We start from the raw sequence: 21679 nt of genomic DNA, 5'->3' as shown, positions 1-21679 counted from the left end.
TCCAAGCAGCGCAGCGTCGGCAGTCGTACGTGGGTCGCCCCCTACTTGGGCTGGGACGGCGAGGTGATCGTGATCTTGCCCGAGGTGATGTCCGACTTGACCTGGTCAAGCTCCGACTTAAGCCCCGGATCGACCTTCGAGTCCAGGTCGTGGAAGGGGGCCAGGGCGACACCGTTGTTGGCCAGCGTGCCGATGTAGTCCTTGGTCACGAACGTTCCGGTCGAGGCGTCCTCGACGGACTTGGTGACCGCATCGGCGATGTTCTTCTCGGCGGTGGAGAGGAATACCGGACCGTACTGCGGGGCGGCGACGAAGCCGTCGGTGTCGACCCAGACGACCGTCGCCTTGCCGGAGGACTTGGCGTACGCCGCGCTCCCCAGACCGGTGCCACCGGCCACCGGGAAGATCACGTCCGCGCCCTGGGCGATGAAGTTGGTGGTCAACTGCTGGCCCTTGTTCTGGTCGGTGAAGGACGCCGCGAAGCTGCCGTTCTGCTTCTTCTCGTCCCAGCCGAGCACCTGCACGCTCTTGCTCTTCTGCTTGTTGTAGTACTCCACGCCCTCCTGGAAGCCGTCCATGTAGACGGTCACCGGAGCGATCTTCAGACCGCCGTAGGTGGCAACCTTGCCGGTCTTGGAGTAGCCGGCGGCCAGGTACCCGGCGAGGAAGCCGGCCTGGGCGGTGTTGAACTGCAGGCCCTGCAGGTTGCTGCCGTTACCCGCCGAGTCGACCTCGACGAAGTGCTGGCTCGGGTTCTTCTTGGCCGCCGCGTTGGTGGCGTCGCCCATCAGGCCACCGACGGTGACGATCAGCTTGCAGTTCTGCGACACCAGCGAGGCGATGTTGGTGGCGTAGTCCGTCTCCTGCTTGGACTGAACGTAGGAGACGGTCGCCTTGCCGTCCGACTGGGCCTTCTGCATGCCCTGCCACGCCGCGGCGTTGAACGACTTGTCATCGATACCGCCGGTGTCGGTCACCATGCACGCCTTGAAGCTGGACGCGGCCGCCCCGCTGCCCGAGGCGGAGCCGGAGGTCCCGGAGCCGGTGTTCGTGTCGCTCTTCTTCGAGCCGCAGCCGGCGAGAAGCATGGCCGCGGCCGCCGCCGTGGCGATAGCGGCCGTCCCGTTCAGGTGACGCAAGACTGTCTCCTCAAGTGTGGAAATAGGCGGGGATGACTCACCCCTGATCGCCGGTCACCGTAGTCCGAGCGGATGACGAAAAGAAACTCGCTTGCCGTTCGTCACCACATCGTTGTCAGGTCGAGTCGTCCACCGAGTTGTACGCGTGTCGCATACCTCTCACCGAGTCGAAGCTCCGCTGCCGCGCGACTAAGCTCGACGTGTTTCAACCGTGTCATCGGCCTTTCATCGCTGCGGCGAACTGCGCCGCGGGTTGCTCAGGTGCACGACTCAGGTGTACGACAAAGCGAGATGAGGAGTTCGGGTGTCGACTGGCACAGCAGCGTCGCGCGCCACCACCAAGACCCGGTTGGCCGGAACGCTCTACCGCGGCCGCGAGGGAATGTGGTCATGGGTCGCCCACCGGATCACCGGCGTCCTCACGTTCTTCTTTCTCTTCGCGCACGTGCTGGACACGGCGCTGGTGCGGGTTTCCCCCGAGTCCTACGACACGGTCATCGACACGTACAAGAATCCCTTCGTCAACCTGATGGAGATCGGCCTCGTCGGCGCGGTGCTGTTCCACGCGCTGAACGGGCTGCGGATCATCGCGGTGGACTTCTGGAGCCGCGGCCCGCGCCTGCAGCGCCAGATGCTGTGGATCATCGTCGCGGTCTGGGTCGTGGTGATGATTCCCGGGGCGTTCTTCATGTTCAAGCACTCGTTCGAGGCGATGTTCGGAGGCAACTCGTGACCACCGCCCAGCCGCTGCACATCGATTCCCCGCGCTCGGCGCCCCCGCGGCGCAACCGGGCGCACACCAATACCGAGTTGTACGCGTGGCTGTTCATGCGGGTGTCCGGCGTCCTGCTGGTCATTCTGGTACTCGGGCACCTGTTCATCATGAACATCCTCGACGGCGGCGTTCAGCGCATCAACTTCGGTTTCGTCGCCGGGCGCTACGCCTCGCCGTTCTGGCAGGTCTGGGACCTGCTGATGCTGTGGCTGGCGATGCTGCACGGCACCAACGGCCTGCGCACCGTGATCAACGACTACACCCGCCGCGACGCAACCCGCTTCACGCTGAAGATGGTCCTGTACACCGCCACCACGCTGGTGATCGCCCTCGGCACGCTGGTCATCTTCACCTTCGACCCGAACATCAAGTAGGTCCGCCGCCGGGTCCTCCCCGGCGGCTGGGCATTCCGGGTAGCGGGCAGCTGCCCACCGCAGTTGGCGAACAGAGAGCTGAGTCAGTAGAGACATGCAGACGCACAAGTACGACGTGATCATCGTGGGCGCTGGTGGCGCTGGTATGCGGGCGGCGCTGGAGTCCTCGGGCCGGGCTCGCACCGCGGTGCTGACCAAGCTCTACCCGACGCGTTCGCACACCGGTGCCGCACAGGGCGGAATGTGCGCCGCGCTGGCCAACGTCGAGGACGACAACTGGGAGTGGCACACCTTCGACACCGTCAAGGGCGGTGACTACCTCGTCGACCAGGACGCCGCCGAGGTGATGTGCAAAGAGGCCATCGACGCGGTGCTGGACCTCGAGAAGATGGGGTTGCCGTTCAACCGGACGCCGGCCGGCCGGATCGACCAGCGCCGGTTCGGCGGGCACACCCGCAACCACGGCGAGGCGCCGGTCCGCCGCTCCTGCTACGCCGCCGACCGTACCGGCCACATGATCCTGCAGACGCTCTACCAGAACTGTGTGAAGCAGGGCGTCGAGTTCTTCAACGAGTTCTACGTCCTGGACCTGCTGATGACGCCCCGCGCCGACGGCGTCGAGGTGGCGTCCGGCGTGGTGGCCTACGAGCTGGCGACCGGTGAGATCCACGTGTTCAACGCCAAGGCCGTCGTACTGGCCACCGGCGGTTTCGGCAAGGTCTTCAAGACCACATCCAATGCCCACACCCTCACCGGCGACGGCATGGGCGTGGTGTGGCGCAAGGGCCTGCCGCTGGAGGACATGGAGTTCTTCCAGTTCCACCCGACCGGCCTGGCCGGGCTGGGCATCCTGCTCTCCGAGGCGGCCCGCGGTGAGGGCGCGATCCTGCGTAACTCCGAGGGCGAGCGGTTCATGGAGCGCTATGCCCCGACCATCAAGGACCTCGCCCCGCGCGACATCGTGGCCCGCTCGATGGCCAACGAGGTACGCGAGGGACGCGGCGCCGGCCCGCACAAGGACTACGTACTGCTCGACCTGACCCACCTGCCGCGGGAGCAGATCGACGCCAAGCTGCCCGACATCACCGAGTTCGCCCGCACCTACCTGGGTGTCGAGCCCTACACCGAGCCGGTGCCGGTCTATCCGACGGCGCACTACGCGATGGGCGGCGTTCCCACGAACGTCGAGGCCGAGGTGCTGCGCAACAACACCGACGTCGTCCCGGGCCTGTACGCGGCCGGTGAGGTCGCCTGCGTCTCGGTGCACGGCTCGAACCGGCTGGGCACCAACTCGCTGCTGGACATCAACGTGTTCGGCCGCCGCGCCGGCATCGCCGCCGCCGAGTACGCCCATTCCGCCGAGCTGGCGGACCTGCCGGTCAACGCTGAGGCGCAGGTGATCGCTCTTGTCGAGCGGCTGCTGACCTCGACCGGCACCGAGAAGGTCAACACCATCCGGACCGAGCTGCAGAACACCATGGACCGCAACGCCCAGGTTTTCCGCACCGAGGAGTCACTGTCCGAGGTCGAGGCCGACATCGTCAAGCTCAAGGACCGCTACGACAACATCGCCATCTCTGACAAGGGAAAGCGCTACAACTCCGACCTGCTCGAAGCGGTGGAGCTCGGGTTTCTGCTGGACCTGGCCCAGGTGCTGGTCGTGAGCGCGCGTAACCGCAAGGAGTCCCGCGGCGGCCACGCGCGCGAGGATTACCTCGAACGGGACGACAAGAACTACATGAAGCACACCATGGCGTACCGGCAGGCCGACGGCTCGATCGCACTCGACTGGAAGCCTGTTGTCGTCACCCGCTACCAGCCGATGGCCCGCAAGTACTGATCCTGCTTTTCCTGCTTTTCATCTCGCGCTGTACAGAGAGTTGGCTTTGATATGACCGCAGTCGCCGAACGTCCCGCCCCCGTTATCGAGGCGCCCAAGTCGCGTCCCGTCGAGGTCAAGATCCGCCGGTACAACCCCGAGGTGTCCGAAGAGGTCACCTGGGTGACGTACACGGTGGACGCGTTCCCCACCGACCGGGTGCTGAACCTGCTGATGAAGATCAAGGGCGAGCAGGACGGCACGCTCACCTTCCGGCGCTCGTGCGCGCACGGGGTGTGCGGCTCGGATGCCATGCGCATCAACGGCGTGAACCGGCTCGCCTGCAAGGTGCTGATGAAGGACATGCCCGACAAGCTCACCATCGAGCCCATCAAGGGGCTGCCGGTGGAGAAGGATCTCGTCGTCGACATGGAGCCGTTCTTCGAGGCCTACCGCGCGGTGAAGCCGTTCCTGATCACCGGTGGCAACGAGCCGACCAAGGAATGGCTGCAGTCCCAGGCCGATCGCGATCGCTACGACGACACCACCAAGTGCATCCTGTGCGCGGCGTGCACCACGTCCTGCCCGGTGTTCTGGACGGACGGTTCGTACTTCGGGCCGGCCGCGATCGTCAACGCGCACCGGTTCATCTTCGACTCCCGCGACCAGGGCTCGGAGGAGCGGCTCGAGATCCTCAACGACCGCGAGGGTGTGTGGCGCTGCCGTACCACCTTCAACTGCACCGAGGCCTGCCCCCGTGGCATCGAGATCACCAAGGCGATCAAAGAGGTCAAGCAGGCGCTGCTGTTCCGCCGGGTCTGAGCCGCTGCTGTTCCGTCCTGCTGCTGTTCCGATTGACCTGCTGACGGCGCGCCCGGGCGCTCGGTGAGCAGGTCAATCGCTACGGACGAGGAGCGCACGCCGGAGTTGCGCGATGACGGTCGCCTCGTCGTGCCGCACGACGACGCTGGGAAACCGCAGCACGAGCGCGTCGGCGATGGTCAGTTCGTTCTGCCGGCTCTGGTCCTCCCACCAGCGGCGCGGGTTCAGGTGCACCGCACCGTCGACCTCCGCGATTACCAGCCGGCCGTCAGAGCGTCGCCAGCTTGCGTCGAGGTAGCGCCGACGGCCTGAGGGCTCACGCCTGACGCGCTGCTGAACGGGCGCGGGTAGGCCGGCGCGGCGGCAGAGGCGGGTGAAGTCGATCTCGCTCAGCGCCTGCGAACCACCGGAAATGTCCTGTACGGCGGCCAGCAGTGCGGCCCGGTGACGAGTCCGGGTCGCTCGCTGCAGAGCGTGTTCGAGGCTGCTGACATCGAGAAGCCGTTGCTGTACCGCCGCCGCGAGCAGGCCACAACCCGGGCGCGGGGACGTGAAGGTGCTCGCGGCGATCACCACTGCCGGCGCGAGCCCCTGACACCGGAAGACCAACGGGTCGCTGGGCCACTGCCACCGCCGCGTCCGGTGCAGCCGCACAGTGAATTCAGCGACCTCGCGGCCGGACACCGACAGCGGGGCCAACACGTGGATGGTGTCGCGTTCCCAGCCACACATCCCGTGATATTCCGCTGCGGTGAAGGCGGTGAGCATGGACCTCGGGCCGGCATTGACCAGCGCTGCGCGCCACGACTGCCGCCGGTGAGCGCCCCGTTGTGCAGCACGATCGCGCCGCCGCACTCCCGCCAGCGCCGCGCGTCCAACTGCGCGCGAAGCTGGCTCCGGGTCAGTCCGCGAGCGGCCAGTGCCGCGCGCGACAGCACCATCCCCGGCTCGATTACCGTCATCGACCGCGCCGCTGAACCAGTAAGCATGTCCGCGATCCTCGGTGCCAGGTGGTGTTCGGGGCAGCGGCACGATGAAGTTGTGGACAGCGGCGGCCTTGCCCACACCCCCTTCGACCTGCCGACAGCGCGCCCGGGCGCCCGCTCAGCAGGTCAGTCAGGTGGAACAGAGACAGGACGAGACGGGAACGGGGCGGTTACCTCGTGGACAGGGGGGCGATGGGGACGATGTCCGCCGCGCCGAGCCGGGCCGCGTCCGCGGTGGCGTCGTCGGGCTGCTCCTGGGACTCGCGCTCGGCGGCGACCCGGGCGAGGTAGTGCTCCACCTCGGTCGCGGTGTGCGCCTCGTCCCAGCCCAACTCGGCGGCCATCAGCTCGGCCACCACCGGAGCCGCCGACACACCGCGGTCCCAGGCCTCGATGGAGGCGCGGGTCCGCCGGGCCAGCACGTCGTCGAGGTGCCGGGCACCCTCGTGGGTCACCGCGTACACCGCCTCTACGCGCAGGTAGTCGTCCACCCCGGGCAGCGGCTCGGCCAGCGACGGGTCTTTCGCGATGAGCTCCAGCACCTCATGGATCAGGCTGCCGTACCGGCCCAGCAGGTGGTCGATGCGGGCGACGTGCAGCCCGGACCGGGCGGCGAGCTGGTGGCGCTGGTTGCGGGTGCCGTCCCAGCCCTCCGCGCCGACCAGCGGGATCTTCTCCGTGACCGACTCCGGAACCCGCTCGTCCATCCCGCGCACCGCCTCGTCCACGGCGTCCTTGCCCATCACCCGGTACGTCGTGTACTTGCCGCCGGCCACCACGACCAGCCCCGGCACCGGGTGCCCGACGATGTGCTCGCGGGACAGCTTGGACGTGACCTCGGACTCGCCGGAGAGCAGTGGCCGCAGGCCTGCGTACACGCCCTCGACATCGGCACGGGACAGCGGCGACGAGAGCACCGAGTTCACCTGATCGAGCAGGTAGTCGATGTCGCGCGCGCTGGCCGCCGGGTGTGCCAGGTCGAGGTTCCAGTCGGTATCGGTGGTGCCGATGATCCAGTGCCGGCCCCAGGGAATGACGAACAGCACGCTGGTGGCGGTGCGCAGGATCAGCCCGGTGTTGGACTGCAGCCGGTCCCGCGGCACGACCAGGTGCACGCCCTTGGACGCCCGCACGTGGAACTGCCCACGGGTGTCAGCGAGCTGCTGGGTCTCATCCGTCCACACCCCGGTGGCGTTGATGACCTGCTTTGCCCGCACGTCGAACTCCGTCCCGGTCTCCAGATCCACCACCCGGGCGCCGGTGACCCGCTCCCCCTCGCGCAGGAAGGCCTGTACCCGGGTGCGGTTGGCCGCCAGCGCACCGAAGGCCACCGCCGTGCGGACGACCATCATGGTGTGCCGCGCGTCGTCGACCTGGGCGTCCCAGTACTGGACCGCCCCGGTCAGCGAGTCGGGCCGCATGCACGGCGCCTCGCGCAGCGCCCGCCGCTTGGACAGGTGCCGGTGGTGCGGCAGCCCGCGCGAGCTGCCGCCGGCCGTGCCCATGGTGTCGTACAGCAGCACGCCGGCACCGACATAGGGACGTTCCCAGCCCCGGTGCGTCAGCGGGTACAGGAACTGCACCGGACGGATCAGGTGCGGGGCGATGTGCTGGGTGAGCAGGCCCCGCTCGTGCAGCGCCTCGCGCACCAGGCCGAAGTCCAGCATCTCCAGGTAGCGCAGGCCGCCGTGGATCAGCTTGCTGGAGCGGCTGGACGTGCCGCTGGCCCAGTCCCGCGCCTCGACGATGGCCGTGGACATGCCGCGGGTGACGGCGTCCAGCGCGGCCCCGGCGCCCACCACGCCGCCGCCGACGATCAGCACGTCCAGTTCCGGCGCGGTGCCCATCGCGGCGAGCGCCTCGCTGCGGGACTGCGGCGACATCGCGGTGTTGTTCATCTGCTGCCTTTCACGTTGTACGTGCGGGTGTTCAGCTCAGTACCTGCGGCAAACGGGCGAACCTGCTCAGTCGACGTCCACCCAGTCCAGGGTGCGGGTGACCGCCTTCTTCCAGTCGGCGTAGCCCTCCGACCGCTGCTGCTCGTCCCACTCCGGCGACCAGCGGATGTCCTCGTTCCAGTTCGCCCGCAGCTCGTCGGTGTCCTTCCAGAAGCCCACCGCCAGGCCGGCCGCGTACGCCGCTCCCAGCGCCGTGGTCTCGGCCACCACCGGACGGCTGACCGGCACGCCGAGAATGTCGGCCTGCAGCTGCATGCAGAGGTTGTTCGCCGTGACTCCACCGTCCACCTTGAGGACCTCCAGGGTGACGCCGGAGTCTTGCGCCATGGCTTCGGTCACGTCCCGGCTCTGGTAGCAGATCGATTCCAGGGTAGCTCTGGCCAGGTGGGCATTGGTGTTGTAACGCGACAGCCCGACGATCGCCCCGCGCGCGTCCGAGCGCCAGTACGGCGCGAACAGGCCGGAGAACGCGGGGACGAAGTACACGCCGCCGTTGTCGGAAACCTGCCGGGCCAGCGTCTCGACCTCCGAGGCACCGGAGATGATGCCGAGCTGGTCGCGCAGCCACTGCACGGCCGAGCCGGTGACGGCGATGGAGCCTTCCAGGGCGTAGATCGGCTTGTCGTTGCCGAACTGGTAGCACACCGTGGACAGCAGGCCGTGCTCGCTGCGGACGAGTTCCTCACCGGTGTTGAGCAGCATGAAGTTGCCGGTGCCGTAGGTGTTCTTGGCCTCGCCGGGCGCGAAGCACACCTGGCCCACGGTGGCGGCCTGCTGGTCGCCGAGGTCACCGGTCAGCGGGATGCCGGCGGCCGCGCCGGGCAGCGTCACCTCGCCGTAGCCGGCCGGGTCAGAGGACGGCCTGATCTCGGGCAGCATCGAGCGTGGGATGTCGAAGAACGAGATCAGCTCGTCGTCCCAGTCCAGCGTCTCGAGGTTCATCAGCATGGTCCGGCTGGCGTTGGTCACGTCGGTGACGTGGACGCCGCCACGGGTCCCGCCGGTCAGGTTCCAGAGCAGCCAGCTGTCGGTGTTGCCGAACACCGCGTCGCCCGCCTCGGCCGCGGCGCGGACGCCGTCGACGTTCTCGAGGATCCACTGCACCTTGCCGGCGGAGAAGTAGGTAGCCGGCGGCAGACCGGCCTTGGCGCGGATGACATCGCCTCGGCCGTCACGCTCCAGCGCCGAGGCGATCCGGTCGGTGCGGGTGTCCTGCCAGACGATGGCGTTGTAGTACGGCCGCCCGGTCTTGCGGTTCCACACCACCGCCGTCTCGCGCTGGTTGGTGATGCCGAGGGCGGCGAAGTCGGACGTGGCCAGGCCCGCGCTGTTCACGGCGGTCTGCAGGACGGCGCTGCTGCGCTCCCAGATCTCCACCGGGTTGTGCTCGACCCAGCCGGCCCTCGGCAGGATCTGCTCGTGTTCGAGCTGGTGCTTACCGCGCTCGTTGCCGTCGTGATCGAAGATCATGAAGCGGCTGCTAGTGGTTCCCTGATCGATTGCTCCGACGAAATCGGCCATCTGACTTCTCCTCTGCTGGGCGCGTGCGGCTGGCTGGGCGTTCGGCTGGCTGGCTGGGTACGAGATGAGCGCGCGGCTCAGGTCTCGGTGGCGGCGACCTGCTCGGCGGTGGGCAGGTACCTGGTGACCAGGGCCTGGTACAGCCCGCCGCCGACCACCGCGCCGATCAGCGGGCCGAGGATGGGCACCCAGAAGAAGAGGTTGCCGTACTGGTCGCGCCAGGCGCTGTGGTAGCCGGTGACGAACGAGGCCAGCCGCGGGCCGAAGTCACGGGCCGGGTTGATGGCGTAACCGGCGTCGGTGCCCCAGGCCATGCCCAGGCCGACGACCAGCAGACCGATCACGAACGGCGCGAGGTTGGCCAGCGGCGACTGGTTGCGGGCGTCGGTGAGCGCGAAGATCACGAACACCAGGATGGCGGTGCCGATGATCTGGTCCCGCAGCGCACCGAGTTCGCTGACCGGCAGCGTTCCGTTGCCCGGCAGGGTCGAGAAGACGCCCTGAGTCTTGACGGTGTGCATCGGGTCGACCTTGGCCAGCACCTCGGTGTAGTTCCAGCGCACGAGCAGCGCGGCGACGAACGCACCGGCCGTCTGGGCCAGCGAGTACGGCAGCACCTTGCGCCAGGAGAAGCCCTGGAACACCGCCAGCGCGACCGACACCGCCGGATTGAGGTGCGCGCCGCTGATCTTGCCCGCGACATAGATCCCGAGGGTCACGCCCAGTCCCCAGGCCCACGCGATGCTGTCGTGGTCACCGATGCCGCCGCCGACCACCTGGGCCACCACGCCGGTGCCGAACAGGATGAGCACGAAGGTGCCGAAGAATTCGGCGAGCAGCTCTCCCCGCAGGCCTGGGACCCGGGGCTTGATGGCGCCGCGGGCGTCATCCGTCCGGATGGCGCCTGGGGGGTCCGCGGTGTCCTTGGCTCTGACCATCTGACGACGTCCATTCCGATGTGGGGAGCTGCCGGGGCTGGGCAGCGTTACACGTGCGAAATCTAGGAGCGCACGGAGCGACGCGATAGACCTTCGGGACGACAATGTCGACCGCTGCGGCGAAGTGGGTTAGCGTCTGACAATGCCTGGTTCCATCCAGTCCGTGGAGCGGGCCGCCGCGATCCTGCAGCTCGTCGCCGACAGCCCCGCCAACCTGGGACTGAGCGATATCGCCGAGGCCCTGGATCTCGCGAAGGCCACGGCACACGGCCTGCTGCGGACGCTGAACTCCGTCGGCTTTCTGGAACAGGTCGACGGAACCGGCAAATACCAGCTCGGCACGGGGCTGACCGAGCTCGGGCACATCGGGCTGGACCCGAACGAGCTGCGCTCACACGCGGTGAACTGGGCCGACTCGCTGGCCAGCCGCAGCGGCGAGTCGGTACGGGTCGCGGCGGTGCGGCAGGGCTCGGACGGCTCGGCGTTCATAATCCACCACGTCTTCCGGCCGGACGACTCGGCGCAGGAGCTCGAGGTGGGCGCGCAGGTACCGCCGCATGCCACCGCGCTCGGCAAGGTGCTGACAGCCTGGACGCCGACCCTGCGACTGCGGGCCGACCCGGCGCTGGAGTCCTACACGGCCCGGACGATCACCTCGTCGAAGGCGCTGGCCCGTGCCCTGGTCGCCGTCCGCACTCAGGGCTGGGCAGCCGAGATCGAGGAGTTCTCGGTCGGTGAGGCCTCGATCGCCGCGCCGATCCGCGGCCTGGGCGGCCGGGTGGTGGGCGCGATCGGCATCTCCGGCCCGTTGGAGCGGGTGTGTGACTCCCGGGACCGGCCGCGCGAGCAGCTCGTCGCCCTGGTGGTCGAGGCGGCCCGGTCGGTGTGGCGCGACCTGCTGACGGCACGCCGATGACCACTTCCGCTACGACGCGCCCCACCGGCGGCGGCCCGAGCGCGCGCTACGTGCTGGCGATCGACCAGGGCACCACCTCCACCCGGTCCATCGTGTTCGACCAGGCCGGCCGGCTCGTCGCCGTCCGGCAGCACGAGCACCACCAGTTCTTTCCCCAACCGGGCTGGGTCGAGCACGACGCGGCAGAGATCTGGCGCAACCTGCGGCGGCTGGTGCCCGCCACGCTGGCCGATGCCGGCATCGTCGCCGAGCAGGTCGCCGCCGTCGGCATCGCCAACCAGCGCGAGACCACGGTGGTGTGGAACCGGCGCACCGGCGAGCCGATCCACCGCGCCATCGTCTGGCAGGACACCCGGACGGCCGCGCTGATGGACTCCCTGGGCGCCGACCCCCGGGCGGTGGAGGTGGTTCGCCGCTGCGGGCTGCCGATGGCCGCGTACTTCAGCGCCTCCCGGCTGCGCTGGCTGCTGGAGAACGTCCCCGGCGCCCGCCGCCGCGCCGAGGACGGGGAGCTGCTGTTCGGAACGATGGAGACCTGGCTGATCTGGAACCTCACCGGCGGGCCGGACGGCGGCGTCCACGTCACCGATGTCACCAATGCCAGCCGCGACATGCTGATGAACATCCGCACGCTGCAATGGGATCCGCAGCTGCTGGACTTCTTCGACATCCCGGCGGCGGTACTGCCCGAGATCCGGCCGTCCCTGGAGGTATATGGACTCTGCCGGGAACTGGTGCCCGGCGCCCCGATCGCCGCCGCCCTCGGCGACCAGCAGGCAGCGCTGTTCGGGCAGACCTGCTTCGACGCCGGGGACGCCAAGTGCACGTACGGCACCGGCAGCTTCCTGCTGCTCAACACCGGAAGCGAACTGGTCAACTCCAGCCACGGCCTGATCCCGACGGTGGCCTACCAGCTGGCCGGCGAGCCGCCGACGTACGCGCTGGAGGGCTCGATCGCGGTGACCGGGTCGCTGGTGCAGTGGCTCCGCGACGGCCTGGGCCTGATCTCCAGCGCCCCGGAGATCGAGACGCTGGCGCGGACGGTGACCGACAACGGCGGCTGTTACGTGGTTCCCGCGTTCGCGGGACTGTTCGCGCCGCACTGGCGCGGCGAGGCGCGCGGGGTCATCGCGGGGCTGACCTCGTATGTGAACAAGGGGCATCTGGCCCGGGCGGTGCTGGAGGCCACCGGCTGGCAGACCCGCGAGGTGATCGACGCGATGAACGCCGACTCCGGCCTGCCCATCCGCGCGCTCCGGGTCGACGGTGGCATGACCGCGAACAACCTGCTGATGCAGTTCGTGGCCGACATCCTGGACACCCCGGTGGTGCGGCCGATGATGGCCGAGACCGTCTCGCTGGGAGCGGCGTACGCGGCGGGGCTGTCGGTCGGGTTCTGGCCGGACCTGGCGTCACTGCGGCGCAACTGGCACCGCGCCGCGCAGTGGACGCCGAGCATGGACGCCGCGCTGCGCGAGCGCGAGTACGAGAACTGGAAGTTCGCCGTGACCCGCACGTTCGGCTGGGTCCGCGACGGTTCCGGCACCCGGCCGGGCTGAGGCGGCCGACCGGGCTGAGGCGACCGGGCTGAGGCGGCCGGCCGGCAGATCGCTATGCCAGCAGGAGGAAGGAGAAGACCACCGCGAGGGCGGCCACCACGGCCGCGACCGGGGCCAGCGGTTCCTTGCCGCGGAAGGCCCGGACGGTGAAGAGGATCGGCAGCACGCCGATGAGTACGAAGTGGGCCACCGAGGCGAGCAGCACGTACGCCACGCCGACCAGGACGGTGTAGGCGGTGTAGCGATTGCGCCGGAACAGCGTGGCGTTCGGCTGCTGCCCCGCGCCTCCCCCCTGCGGGTAGAACGGCTGGCCGTACGGCTGTTGCGCGCCGTTCGGCTGTTGCTGGGCATACGGTTGGCCGTACGGCTGAGGCGCGGAGTACGCGGGCTCGGCCGGATAGGCTGCCGCACCGCCTGCCACCGGTGGCAGCGGCCGGGTGGACTCCGACCACCGCGCGCCGTCCCACCACCGCTCACTCTGCCCCCCGGCGGGGTCGGCATACCAGCCGGCTGCGGGTTGCGTCACGAAGAACCTCCTGATGGGGACGAGCGAACCGGGCGATCCTCACAGCTGACGGCCGCACCGTCAATCCGATCGGCAGGTACCACCGATACCTGTGCCGGACGGCCGGACCCGGCACGCAGCCAGCCGAGCACGCCCAGCACCCCGATCGCCGTGCCTAGGGCCAACGACGCCGCGGTCAACGCCAGATGCACCAGGAAGAACGCGGTCGCGCCGTTGTCCCAGGACCGCGGGTCCTTCCAGATGTTCTTCAGAAAGGTGGGCCAGATGATCCAGGACCATCCACCGAACGCGATCAGGAACCCGGACACCCGCTTCGACAGTCGCACGCCCTCAGTATCCGCCTGCCGCGGTGAACTTCTGCCGCCGTCCAGGACACCCTGCGCCGGCTCGGCCGGGCAGGTCCACGGCGCAGCAGCGCAGCGCCCATCATCGCGAGCCCGACCGCGTCGATCAGGGCGCACCACGGCTGGCGCGAGGACGCGTCCGCCCGCAGCCGACGCAGCATCCGCCGGATGCCGGCCAACTGGATCCGGCGCGCACCCCGTGCGACCACCCGGCGTTGGGTGGGGCTGTTGCTGGCCGACAGCCACGCCTTGTACCGGACGCGCTCCTGCTGGTAGCAGCTCTCGAGGACGTCTCCGGTCAGGTTGGAACCGTGCCGGCGGTACCACACGACCTGCTTCTCCAGCACCGCGAACGGGCCCAGGCGAGCCATCCGGACGTAGAGCTCCCAATCACCCTGCCTGGTGAAGCTCTCGTCCAGGCCCCCGGCCGCGGTGATAGCACTCCGCCGATGCAACGCCACCGCGGACGGCCAGATTGCCCCGGCCACGGCCACGTCATCGAAGGTGCTGTCCGCACCGGGATCGACATCACCGAGTCGCCAGCCGCGCGTCACCCGCCGCGCCCGCTGCAGCGCGGGATGCGCCCCGAGCTGCAGGGGCTCGCCGTGCTCGTCCATGTACTCGGCCCAGCCGAAGGCTCCTACGGCGTCCGGGCGCCGGTCGAGCACTGCGACGAGCGACTCGAGCGCATCACCCAGGTACCGATCGTCACTGTCGAAGAACGCCACGTAGCACGCCTGCGGCGACAGCGCCGCCAGGCCGGCATTGCGAGCGCGCGAGACGCCACCATGGTCCTGCCGCACCAGGGTGATGCGGTCGTCCTGGGCGGCCATGCCCCGCACGATGTCAACCGTGGAATCGGTCGAACCGTCGTCCACCACCACGCACTGCCAGTCGGTGTTCGATTGGGCCACCAGGGAGGCGAGCGCCTCGGCGATGAAGGACCCACTGTCGTAAGCCGTCATCACCACTCCGACGAGCGAGGTATTCGTCATCTCAGCCTTCACCTGCAGGTTCCGGGCTGGGGCTTCAGCCGATGCACTGGCGCTGACTCACACCGCGCCCTTGCGTGCCGTGACCGACACCAGGGTTCTCGCCAGAATCGAAAGGTCCATGCCAAGACTCCAGTGCTCGACATAGAAGATATCCAACTTCACCCTCTCCTCATACGTCGTGGAGCTTCGACCGTTGACCTGCCACAGTCCGGTTATGCCCGGCTTCAGGGCCAGAAAGCTCGTGGCCTGATCGCCGTAGCGGTCGAGCTCGGCCTGGGTGATCGGCCTCGGTCCCACCAGACTCAACTCGCCCCGCAACGCGTCATAGAGCTGGGGCAGCTCGTCCAGACTCGTCTTGCGCATGAACTTGCCGAGTCGCGACACGCGAGGATCGTCGGCAACCTTGTGCGTGAGCCGGAACTCCGGGATGAGGTCTGAGCGTCCCATCGCGTGGAACGCGGCCTCCGCGGTCTTGAACTCCCGGTCAGGTCCCGTGGAGTATCGCCAGCTCATGCTGCGGAACTTCTTCACGGCGATCGTCTTGCCGCGCAGACCCAACCGCTGCTGGGTGTAGAGGATCGGCCCGGCCGGCTCGCTCAACTTCACCGCGACAGCGAGGACCGCCATGACCGGCCCCAAGGCGATCAGTAGCAGGAATGCGCCGACGGCGTCGAAGATCCGCTTGCCGACCGCGCCCCAGCCCCCCAGCGAGGTGAGCCGCACCTCCATCACCGGCACGCCGTCGATCGTGGCCATGGTCGAGGCCGCCGCGTACACGCCGTACATGTCCGGAACGAAGCGGTAGCTCATCCCGCGGGAGTTGGCATAGCTCATCTGGCGCACCGCTTCCTCGCGCGGGATGTCCAGATCGGCTTGCACCACCTCGGCGATCGGATGCTCGGGATATGCCTCGATCGCCTCTTGCACGCTCCTGTAGACGGGAATGCGACCGAGCAACTGCTCACCCGCGCGCTTCGCGTCGACCGCAGCGACCAGCCGGTAACCATGAGCCGGATCGGTCAGCCGGTTCGCGATGCGCCCGGCGACCTCGCCGGTGCCGATGAGTATCACGTTGTGCAGACCGCGTCCTCGGACGTACAGGTTGCGCATCGCCCGGCGCACGCACTGTCGCCCCGCCACCACCAGCGGAACCCCCACCAGCAGTGCGATCAGCGGCACGGAACGGCTGGGGAAGATGCGTACATCGAGGCTGAGGTAGTCCAAAGACATCAGGACCATCACGCCACCGAAAACGGCCGCCGTCACGCGGCCCGCTTCGTTGGCCTGCCCGGTGTCAGCTCTGGTGGAGTACAAACCGCATACACCGAATACCAGTATCCACAGGGGAATCGTACCGAACATCAGGGCAGTGAAGCGTACGAAATCGACGCTGTGGGCGAATGAGCGGCCCGACTGACCGCGAAGCCACCTCGCCACCTCGAACGAGAGCACCATGGCGACGGAGTCGAAGGCCACGAGCATGGCGGTGTGCACCATCTTTCGACGGTCCGTCGCCACGCCCTGCGAGAGCAGATACATCAATCCCCCGAGCAAGCACTGATTCACCTGACGGGCACCTGGTCAGGCCCACCAAATATCGTTCGTCGTCGTGTCGAGATCAAATCGAACGAGACCGCATCCGGTAACGAACACATAATGTGACGTCCAGCCGATTGCTACCGACCCCCCAGCGAGGTGCGCGCTCGATACGGGAAAGCAACCGTATGTAATTGAACGAATACGCTGTGTGATAATCAGTCCATGATTGTCCCGATCAGAGCGTTCATGCTGGAACGGAATCGCTGAGAGGAGAATCCCTCGGCGTGCTCGCGAACCGCCCCGACGCGGTAATGACCGGGGTCCAACTCCCGCAACGCCAGTGCCCAGCGCTGGGTCAGGCCCGCGCCGTCACCGCTGCCGAAATGGACCAGTTCACCCGTGCGCCCAGGAACCACCGTGTCCAGCGCACCACCCGCACCGGTCGCGATCACCGGAGCCCCACATGCCTGCGCCTCGACGGGAACGATGCCGAAATCCTCGACCCCGGGCATCAACAGCGCGGCACAGCGCCGGAACAACGATCGCAACTGGTCATCGGGCACCCGCCCCACGAACTCGGTGTGCGGTCCGGCAACCCGCTCGCACTCGGCACGCATCCGACCGTCCCCGGCGACCACCAGCCGCATTCCCGCACGTCGTGCAGCCTCGATGGCCAGAGCGGGACGCTTGTACGGAACCAGACGGCCTGCCAGCAACAGGAATTCCTCGCGCGGAACATCTTCATCAGGCGTGTAGTACTCGGTGTCCACCGGTGGGTGTACCACCGTCGAGGGCTGATCCCACCACTGCGCGATTCGCTCGGCGACCGCCCGGGAGTTGGCGACGATACCCGCCAGCCGCACGGCCGCCTTTCGGTCCGCGGGCCGGTAGGCGGCGGCGAACGCCCCGAGCATCGCCGCTCCCGCGGCACCCCCGGCCTCGCCCGCCCGCATGGCGGGATCCCACACCCATCGCGCCGGGCTGTGCACATATGAGATCACCGGAGCGGTGGTGGCGTGAACCACCTGGTTGGCAAAGGCGTGATGACTTGCGACCACCACGTCCGGATCGCCCAGTGACAGCCGGCGCATGGCAAGCGGCAGTGCCGGTAGCAAGTGTGCGTAACCACCGCCGCGGCGGACCAACCGGCTGAGGCCGGTGCCACGGACGCGCTCGCGCAGGACGGGCGGCAGGCCATCGGGCAGCGCGATCGGCGCGCGTACCGGCGCGTCCGGCCAGAGCTGAGCCAGCTGTGCCACCACCTGTTCCGAACCGGCGAACTCGGTGAAGCGCTCGTGCACGATCGTCACCCGCGGCGTCACCGGGGCGCCTGCACCGGATCGCCGCCTGCGACCACGCCGACGACCGACAACGCCGACAGCGGGGCATTTCCTTGGTATGCCTGAGGATGACGATCCAGCCGCAACTGCTCGAAGGTGATCTCCGACAGCGCGTCGTGATTGTCGGCCACGGCGCCGACCTGCCGGCTCGCGGTGGCACGGGTGCCGCTGATGGTGAGTCCGGACACGATCACATCGCGTACGGCACCACCCGAGCGACCCGAGTACACCAGCACGGCGCCGTGATCGATTGCGGAGTCGGTGTTCGCGCCGGTGATCGTTCCTCCGATCACTCGAACGCCCTCCGACGGGTAGGTGACCGACGGACCACCCTCACACGCGACGTAGACCGCGGCGGCGAAGCTGTCCGCCACGTCGATGTCGCGATAGATGACGTTGTGCCCGCCCACCACGCTCAGCCCCCGGCCGCCCGTGGTGGTGCGAACCCGAGGGCTGAGGATGGTGATCTTTTCGCAGCGCTTCGCGTCGTCCAGGTAGGACACCACCGCCACCGCGTCATCACCGCTGCGGGTGACCATCGGGGCCTCGACCAAGCCGTCGTGGCACCCGTCGGTCATGTGGATGCCGTCAGCTCGGGTGTCGCTGACCTGTAGTCCCTGCAGGACGAAGTTCGACGTGCCGAGGCAGAACACCCCGGCGGCGGCGGAGCCCTCGACCCGAACATTTTTGACGACGATGCCGTCGTAGGCGGCCAGCATCAGCTTGTGCTGGGCGGGCGTGGACCATCGCTGGGAGGTCTTCTCGATCGACAGCACCAACCCGTCGACCGTGACGTCGGCCGCCCGGATCTGCAGCGCCGAGCGATGTTCCCTGGTGGCTCGAAGGGTGCCGGGGCCCAGCAGTTGCGTGCCGGCGGTGCGAACCACCAGCACATCGTCGTGGCAGAACGTCATCCCGGCCGGAAAGCGCACCGCCGAGCCGGCGTCCATGGAGTCGATGGCTCGCTGGATCGCGGCGGTGTCATCGGTGCTGCCGTCACCGACAGCACCGAAGGAGGTGACGTCCCGCACCGATGTCGGCGGTCGCATCGACACCTGCGGCCGGGCGGTGGGAATCACCTCGTCGGACGCCGACGACCGGGCGCGCGAGCGGTCGGCGGAACCGGATTTCGAACAGGCCGCGAGCCCACCGAGGGCGACTGCGCCGAGCGCGCCGAGGAATTGCCGACGCGAACGAGGCTGGAGCGTCGGATTGGCAACCATGGATCGAAGGTACGGCACCGAACCGAGTCGGGACGGAGCGTCCGGATGAATTTACTGGGTCCGCCAGGTTTCGTCCCGGTCCGGTGATGGACAGCCAGTATTGACTGGTACGGAGAGGCTTGCTTTGTTTGCGTTAAGAAGTCGCGGCTCCCGCTGGTAAAGTCGCAGCTGGCCGGTGCTGAGAACTACCGTCGTCCCGCCGGAAGAAGTTCGGTTGCGAGCCAAGTTCAGATTTGCGTGACCCTACATTCGACCTGAGAGTGGACGTTCAGCTGCGGCGCCTGCCCCGTGGAATTCAGGAGGTACTTCTTCGTATGGACGAGGCACGCATCAATCACACATACGAGAACCACACATATGAGCCGTTGCAGCTCGACAGCGACCGCATCGACGGCGGCCGGCGGCGCTGGTGCCCGTTGGCCGCCGGCCTCGTCCTGGGGCTGGTGCTCGGTGCGCTGGTCGGCGGTCTCTACGGAGCCCACAGGCCCGCGTCCTACCGGGCGACGACGGCGCTCTCGGTGCTGCCCGACACCATCGTGAACTCCGCTCAGGGCCAGAACTCCCCCACGTTGGACGCGACCTCCTACATCCAGAGCCAGTTGGTGGTCCTCAACGGAAGCAGGCTGGCGGCCCAGGTCCAGCGGCAACTGAAGCTGTCCTCGAGCCCCGACGTGTCCTCGGTCCAGATCGGCCAGAGCTATGTCGTGCAGGTGACGGCAACGGCGGGCAGTGCACAGCAGGCCCTGTCCGTGGCTTCCGCAACGGCCTCCGCGTATGCCAAGCTGCGCAGCCAGCAGCTCACCGCGGAGCTCAACAGCTCGGTGAAGTCACTGGAGACCCAGATCTCGGACGTTCGTTCCAGCCTCGCGGCCGCGCAGCTGGCGCCCGGGCTGACCCCCTCCGAGACCGCGCAGGAAACCGAGTACGAACGACTCCTCGGGGTGGACAGCTCGTTGAAGCTGGCGCTGCCGCAGGTGAACCGGCTGGTGACGGTACTGTCCCCGGCGTCCCTCTCGCGCAGTTCGCTGTCACCGACGGTCAAGGACCTCGTCGGCGGCGCCATCCTCGGGGCGCTGCTCGGCCTTGCGCTGATGATCGGGCTGCGGCGCGCGACGTCGCGGATCCGGACGGTAGGCGATCTCGCGAGCCTCGGCGTGCCGGTCCTACTGCCGGTGGTGGAGCGCCGGTCTGCGCGCGGCCGGCGGAACCCCGCAGCCTGGCGAGGCGGCCCGGGCAGGTTGCTCGCCGCCCGGCTCAGCGGCAATTCCACCGAAGGTGCCGAGCCGATCATCGTGGTCGCGGCGACCCCGGGCGTCGGAGCGAGTTTTGTCGCGGCAACGATCGCCGGCGGGCTGACCGAACGCGGTCCGGTGTTGCTGGTACTCGCCGCCGAGATCGCCAACGGCTCGCGGCGGCGCCGACTCGATGCGGCAACCGGCACGGCCGCGGGTACCGTCCGGCCCCCGGAGCTGCTGGGTGAGACGGTGCGACTGCTCGGCGAGCCGATGCCGAGCACCGTCCCCGGTGTGTGGTTGCTGCCCGGCCGTCAGGAATCCGAGGGACTGCGGGGGGTGCTGCCATCGACGCGGTCGGGCCTGCTCTCCGACGTCTCGCGCCGGGCGACCGCGGCCGGTTGGCAGGTGGTCATCGACGCTCCGGCGCTGAGCGACTCCGACCTTGCCCTCGACTGCGCGGCCGGCGGCGCGGTCACCGCGCTGGTGGTGGGCAGAGGCAGTTCGCGACCGGCCGAGGTGCTCAGCGCCGCCGAGTTGTTCCGGGCACGGGGCACCCGGTTCGCTGGTGCGGTCCTCAACGACGCCCCGCGCGGGATGGCCCTGTGGCGCCGCCACCGGGACGCACCGGAGAGCTCCATCGCACAGCTTCTGTCGGACTCGGACGAGCCTCGCGTGCATGCATCGGCCTCGACCAGATCGCACGCGATTCGAGCGGGCGAGTCCAGTTCGATCGGTGGCGTTCGACCTGAGGACGGCGGGGTATGACGGTGGCTCCGGAACTGGCGGTAGTCGTCAGCACGATCGGCCGCCGTGACCCCTTTCGCCGGCTGATGGAGTCCGTCGAGAAAAGCACAGTCGCCCGGTCGGTCGAGCTCGTCGTGGTCGACCAGAGCGATGACGGCCGCTGCGCCGCCGTACTGGACGAGCGGAACTGGTCGATGACCGTCCGGTCCGCCACCTCGGCACCCGGTGCCTCGCTCGGGCGCAACACCGGCCTTGCCCTGACCACGGCCCCACTGGTGGCCTTTCCCGACGACGACGCCTGGTATCCCGAGGACACCCTGGGCCGGGTGATCAAGGCATTTCGCACCGGCGACGCATTCGCCGGCCTCTGTGGCAGGCAGGTCACGGCCGACGGCCGGCCGTCGATGCTGCGCTGGCAGCATCGGCCCGGTCTGGTGACCGCCCGGAACTTCCTGCGGACGAGCATCATGAGCACGATGTTCTTCGACCGGTCCTGGCTCGACAAGGTCGGTCCGTTCGACGAGGACATGGGCGTCGGGTCGCCGTCCTGGTACGGCGCGTGCGAGGAGTCGGACCTGCTGCTACGGGTCATCGAAGCCGGCGGTTCGGTTCCCTACGACCCCGCCCTGCTCGTCCGACAGGACGAGCCACGCGACCAGCCGGACCAGGCGTTCGTCACGAAGATGCTCAAATACGGGTGCGGCCAGGGCCACCTGTGGCGCAAGCGCCGGCTGTCTCGCCCGCAGCTGGCCTACTACTGCGCCCGCAAGCTGGCCGCCGCTTCGGTACGCGCGGCACGTGGCGACCGGACCTTGGCGGCAGCCGACCTCGCCTGGCTGCGCGGCAACATCGCCGGTTTCCGCGACGTGGAACCGAAGTCGCTGCACCGAGCTGCCGACTCCGCATGGCCCCCCTCCTGACGCGCA

19 protein-coding genes are annotated in these 21679 nt (G+C 68.5%); 8 read left to right on the top strand and 11 right to left on the bottom strand.

Going from position 1 to position 21679, the window contains the following annotated elements:
* Window positions 1-41: 41 nt before the first annotated feature.
* Window positions 42-1139 carry a BMP family lipoprotein gene (locus tag RM423_RS02740; RefSeq protein ID WP_311421456.1) on the bottom strand — a complete coding sequence of 366 codons (1098 nt, stop codon included), beginning with the start codon at window positions 1137-1139 and terminating at the stop codon, window positions 42-44.
* A gap of 304 nt (window positions 1140-1443) precedes the next feature.
* Between RM423_RS02740 and sdhC the strand changes: the two genes are divergently transcribed.
* The 4 genes from sdhC to RM423_RS02720 all read left to right on the top strand — a co-directional run bounded on the left by sdhC (window position 1444) and on the right by RM423_RS02720 (window position 4929).
* Complete coding sequence (gene sdhC / locus RM423_RS02735; RefSeq protein ID WP_396327564.1) at window positions 1444-1872, top strand: succinate dehydrogenase, cytochrome b556 subunit; 429 nt, start codon at window positions 1444-1446, stop codon at window positions 1870-1872.
* A complete protein-coding gene (locus RM423_RS02730; RefSeq protein ID WP_311421455.1) occupies window positions 1869-2288 on the top strand; it encodes a succinate dehydrogenase hydrophobic membrane anchor subunit in 420 nt (139 codons plus the stop codon). The genes sdhC and RM423_RS02730 overlap by 4 nt, the downstream gene beginning before the upstream one ends.
* Window positions 2289-2382: 94 nt before the next feature.
* Window positions 2383-4128: a succinate dehydrogenase flavoprotein subunit gene (sdhA, locus tag RM423_RS02725; protein ID WP_311421454.1), complete on the top strand. Its 1746-nt coding sequence runs from the start codon at window positions 2383-2385 to the stop codon at window positions 4126-4128.
* 51 nt (window positions 4129-4179) lie between these two features.
* Complete coding sequence (locus tag RM423_RS02720) at window positions 4180-4929, top strand: succinate dehydrogenase iron-sulfur subunit (RefSeq protein WP_311421453.1); 750 nt, start codon at window positions 4180-4182, stop codon at window positions 4927-4929.
* A gap of 72 nt (window positions 4930-5001) precedes the next feature.
* On the opposite strand, the gene RM423_RS02715 is transcribed toward RM423_RS02720, so the two are convergent.
* The 4 genes from RM423_RS02715 to RM423_RS02700 all read right to left on the bottom strand — a co-directional run bounded on the left by RM423_RS02715 (window position 5002) and on the right by RM423_RS02700 (window position 10332).
* Window positions 5002-5697 (bottom strand): hypothetical protein, encoded by a 696-nt coding sequence (locus tag RM423_RS02715; protein ID WP_311421452.1) that lies wholly within the window; start codon window positions 5695-5697, stop codon window positions 5002-5004.
* 388 nt (window positions 5698-6085) lie between these two features.
* Window positions 6086-7813, bottom strand: coding sequence for a glycerol-3-phosphate dehydrogenase/oxidase (locus RM423_RS02710; protein WP_311421451.1), 1728 nt, complete (start codon window positions 7811-7813; stop codon window positions 6086-6088).
* Window positions 7814-7879: 66 nt separating this feature from the next.
* Window positions 7880-9394, bottom strand: a complete 1515-nt coding sequence (gene glpK / locus RM423_RS02705; protein WP_311421450.1) for a glycerol kinase GlpK — start codon at window positions 9392-9394, stop codon at window positions 7880-7882.
* A gap of 77 nt (window positions 9395-9471) precedes the next feature.
* Window positions 9472-10332 carry an MIP/aquaporin family protein gene (locus tag RM423_RS02700; protein WP_311421449.1) on the bottom strand — a complete coding sequence of 287 codons (861 nt, stop codon included), beginning with the start codon at window positions 10330-10332 and terminating at the stop codon, window positions 9472-9474.
* 142 nt (window positions 10333-10474) lie between these two features.
* On the opposite strand from RM423_RS02700, the gene RM423_RS02695 reads away from it, so the two are divergent.
* Both RM423_RS02695 and glpK (RM423_RS02690) read left to right on the top strand, forming a co-directional pair.
* Window positions 10475-11248 (top strand): IclR family transcriptional regulator, encoded by a 774-nt coding sequence (locus RM423_RS02695; RefSeq protein ID WP_311421448.1) that lies wholly within the window; start codon window positions 10475-10477, stop codon window positions 11246-11248.
* Window positions 11245-12807 carry a glycerol kinase GlpK gene (glpK, locus tag RM423_RS02690; protein WP_311421447.1) on the top strand — a complete coding sequence of 521 codons (1563 nt, stop codon included), beginning with the start codon at window positions 11245-11247 and terminating at the stop codon, window positions 12805-12807. Before RM423_RS02695 ends, glpK (RM423_RS02690) begins: the two co-directional genes overlap by 4 nt.
* A gap of 52 nt (window positions 12808-12859) precedes the next feature.
* Here glpK (RM423_RS02690) and RM423_RS02685 read toward each other — a convergent pair whose 3' ends face one another.
* From RM423_RS02685 to RM423_RS02660, 6 genes are all read right to left on the bottom strand, one after another.
* Window positions 12860-13333: a DUF2510 domain-containing protein gene (locus tag RM423_RS02685; protein ID WP_311421446.1), complete on the bottom strand. Its 474-nt coding sequence runs from the start codon at window positions 13331-13333 to the stop codon at window positions 12860-12862.
* On the bottom strand, window positions 13330-13659 hold the full coding sequence (locus RM423_RS02680; protein ID WP_311421445.1) for an SCO4848 family membrane protein: 330 nt from the start codon (window positions 13657-13659) through the stop codon (window positions 13330-13332). Before RM423_RS02680 ends, RM423_RS02685 begins: the two co-directional genes overlap by 4 nt.
* Entirely contained in the window at window positions 13626-14672 is a 1047-nt protein-coding gene (locus RM423_RS02675; RefSeq protein ID WP_311421444.1) for a glycosyltransferase family 2 protein, read from the bottom strand. Before RM423_RS02675 ends, RM423_RS02680 begins: the two co-directional genes overlap by 34 nt.
* Before the next feature lie 57 nt (window positions 14673-14729).
* Window positions 14730-16238 (bottom strand): sugar transferase, encoded by a 1509-nt coding sequence (locus RM423_RS02670; protein WP_311421443.1) that lies wholly within the window; start codon window positions 16236-16238, stop codon window positions 14730-14732.
* A 188-nt stretch (window positions 16239-16426) separates the two neighbouring features.
* A complete protein-coding gene (locus RM423_RS02665) occupies window positions 16427-17533 on the bottom strand; it encodes a glycosyltransferase (RefSeq protein WP_311421442.1) in 1107 nt (368 codons plus the stop codon).
* Window positions 17530-18774, bottom strand: a complete 1245-nt coding sequence (locus tag RM423_RS02660; protein ID WP_311421441.1) for a glycosyl hydrolase family 28-related protein — start codon at window positions 18772-18774, stop codon at window positions 17530-17532. Before RM423_RS02660 ends, RM423_RS02665 begins: the two co-directional genes overlap by 4 nt.
* A 314-nt stretch (window positions 18775-19088) precedes the next feature.
* On the opposite strand from RM423_RS02660, the gene RM423_RS02655 reads away from it, so the two are divergent.
* On the top strand, window positions 19089-20774 hold the full coding sequence (locus tag RM423_RS02655; protein WP_311421440.1) for a hypothetical protein: 1686 nt from the start codon (window positions 19089-19091) through the stop codon (window positions 20772-20774).
* Complete coding sequence (locus tag RM423_RS02650) at window positions 20771-21673, top strand: glycosyltransferase family 2 protein (protein WP_311421439.1); 903 nt, start codon at window positions 20771-20773, stop codon at window positions 21671-21673. Before RM423_RS02655 ends, RM423_RS02650 begins: the two co-directional genes overlap by 4 nt.
* The last annotated feature ends 6 nt before the right edge of the window (window positions 21674-21679 follow it).

This window comes from Jatrophihabitans lederbergiae (assembly GCF_031845305.1).
Taxonomy (GTDB): domain Bacteria; phylum Actinomycetota; class Actinomycetes; order Mycobacteriales; family Jatrophihabitantaceae; genus Jatrophihabitans_A; species Jatrophihabitans_A lederbergiae.
This window is presented reverse-complemented; position numbering and strand designations above follow the sequence as displayed.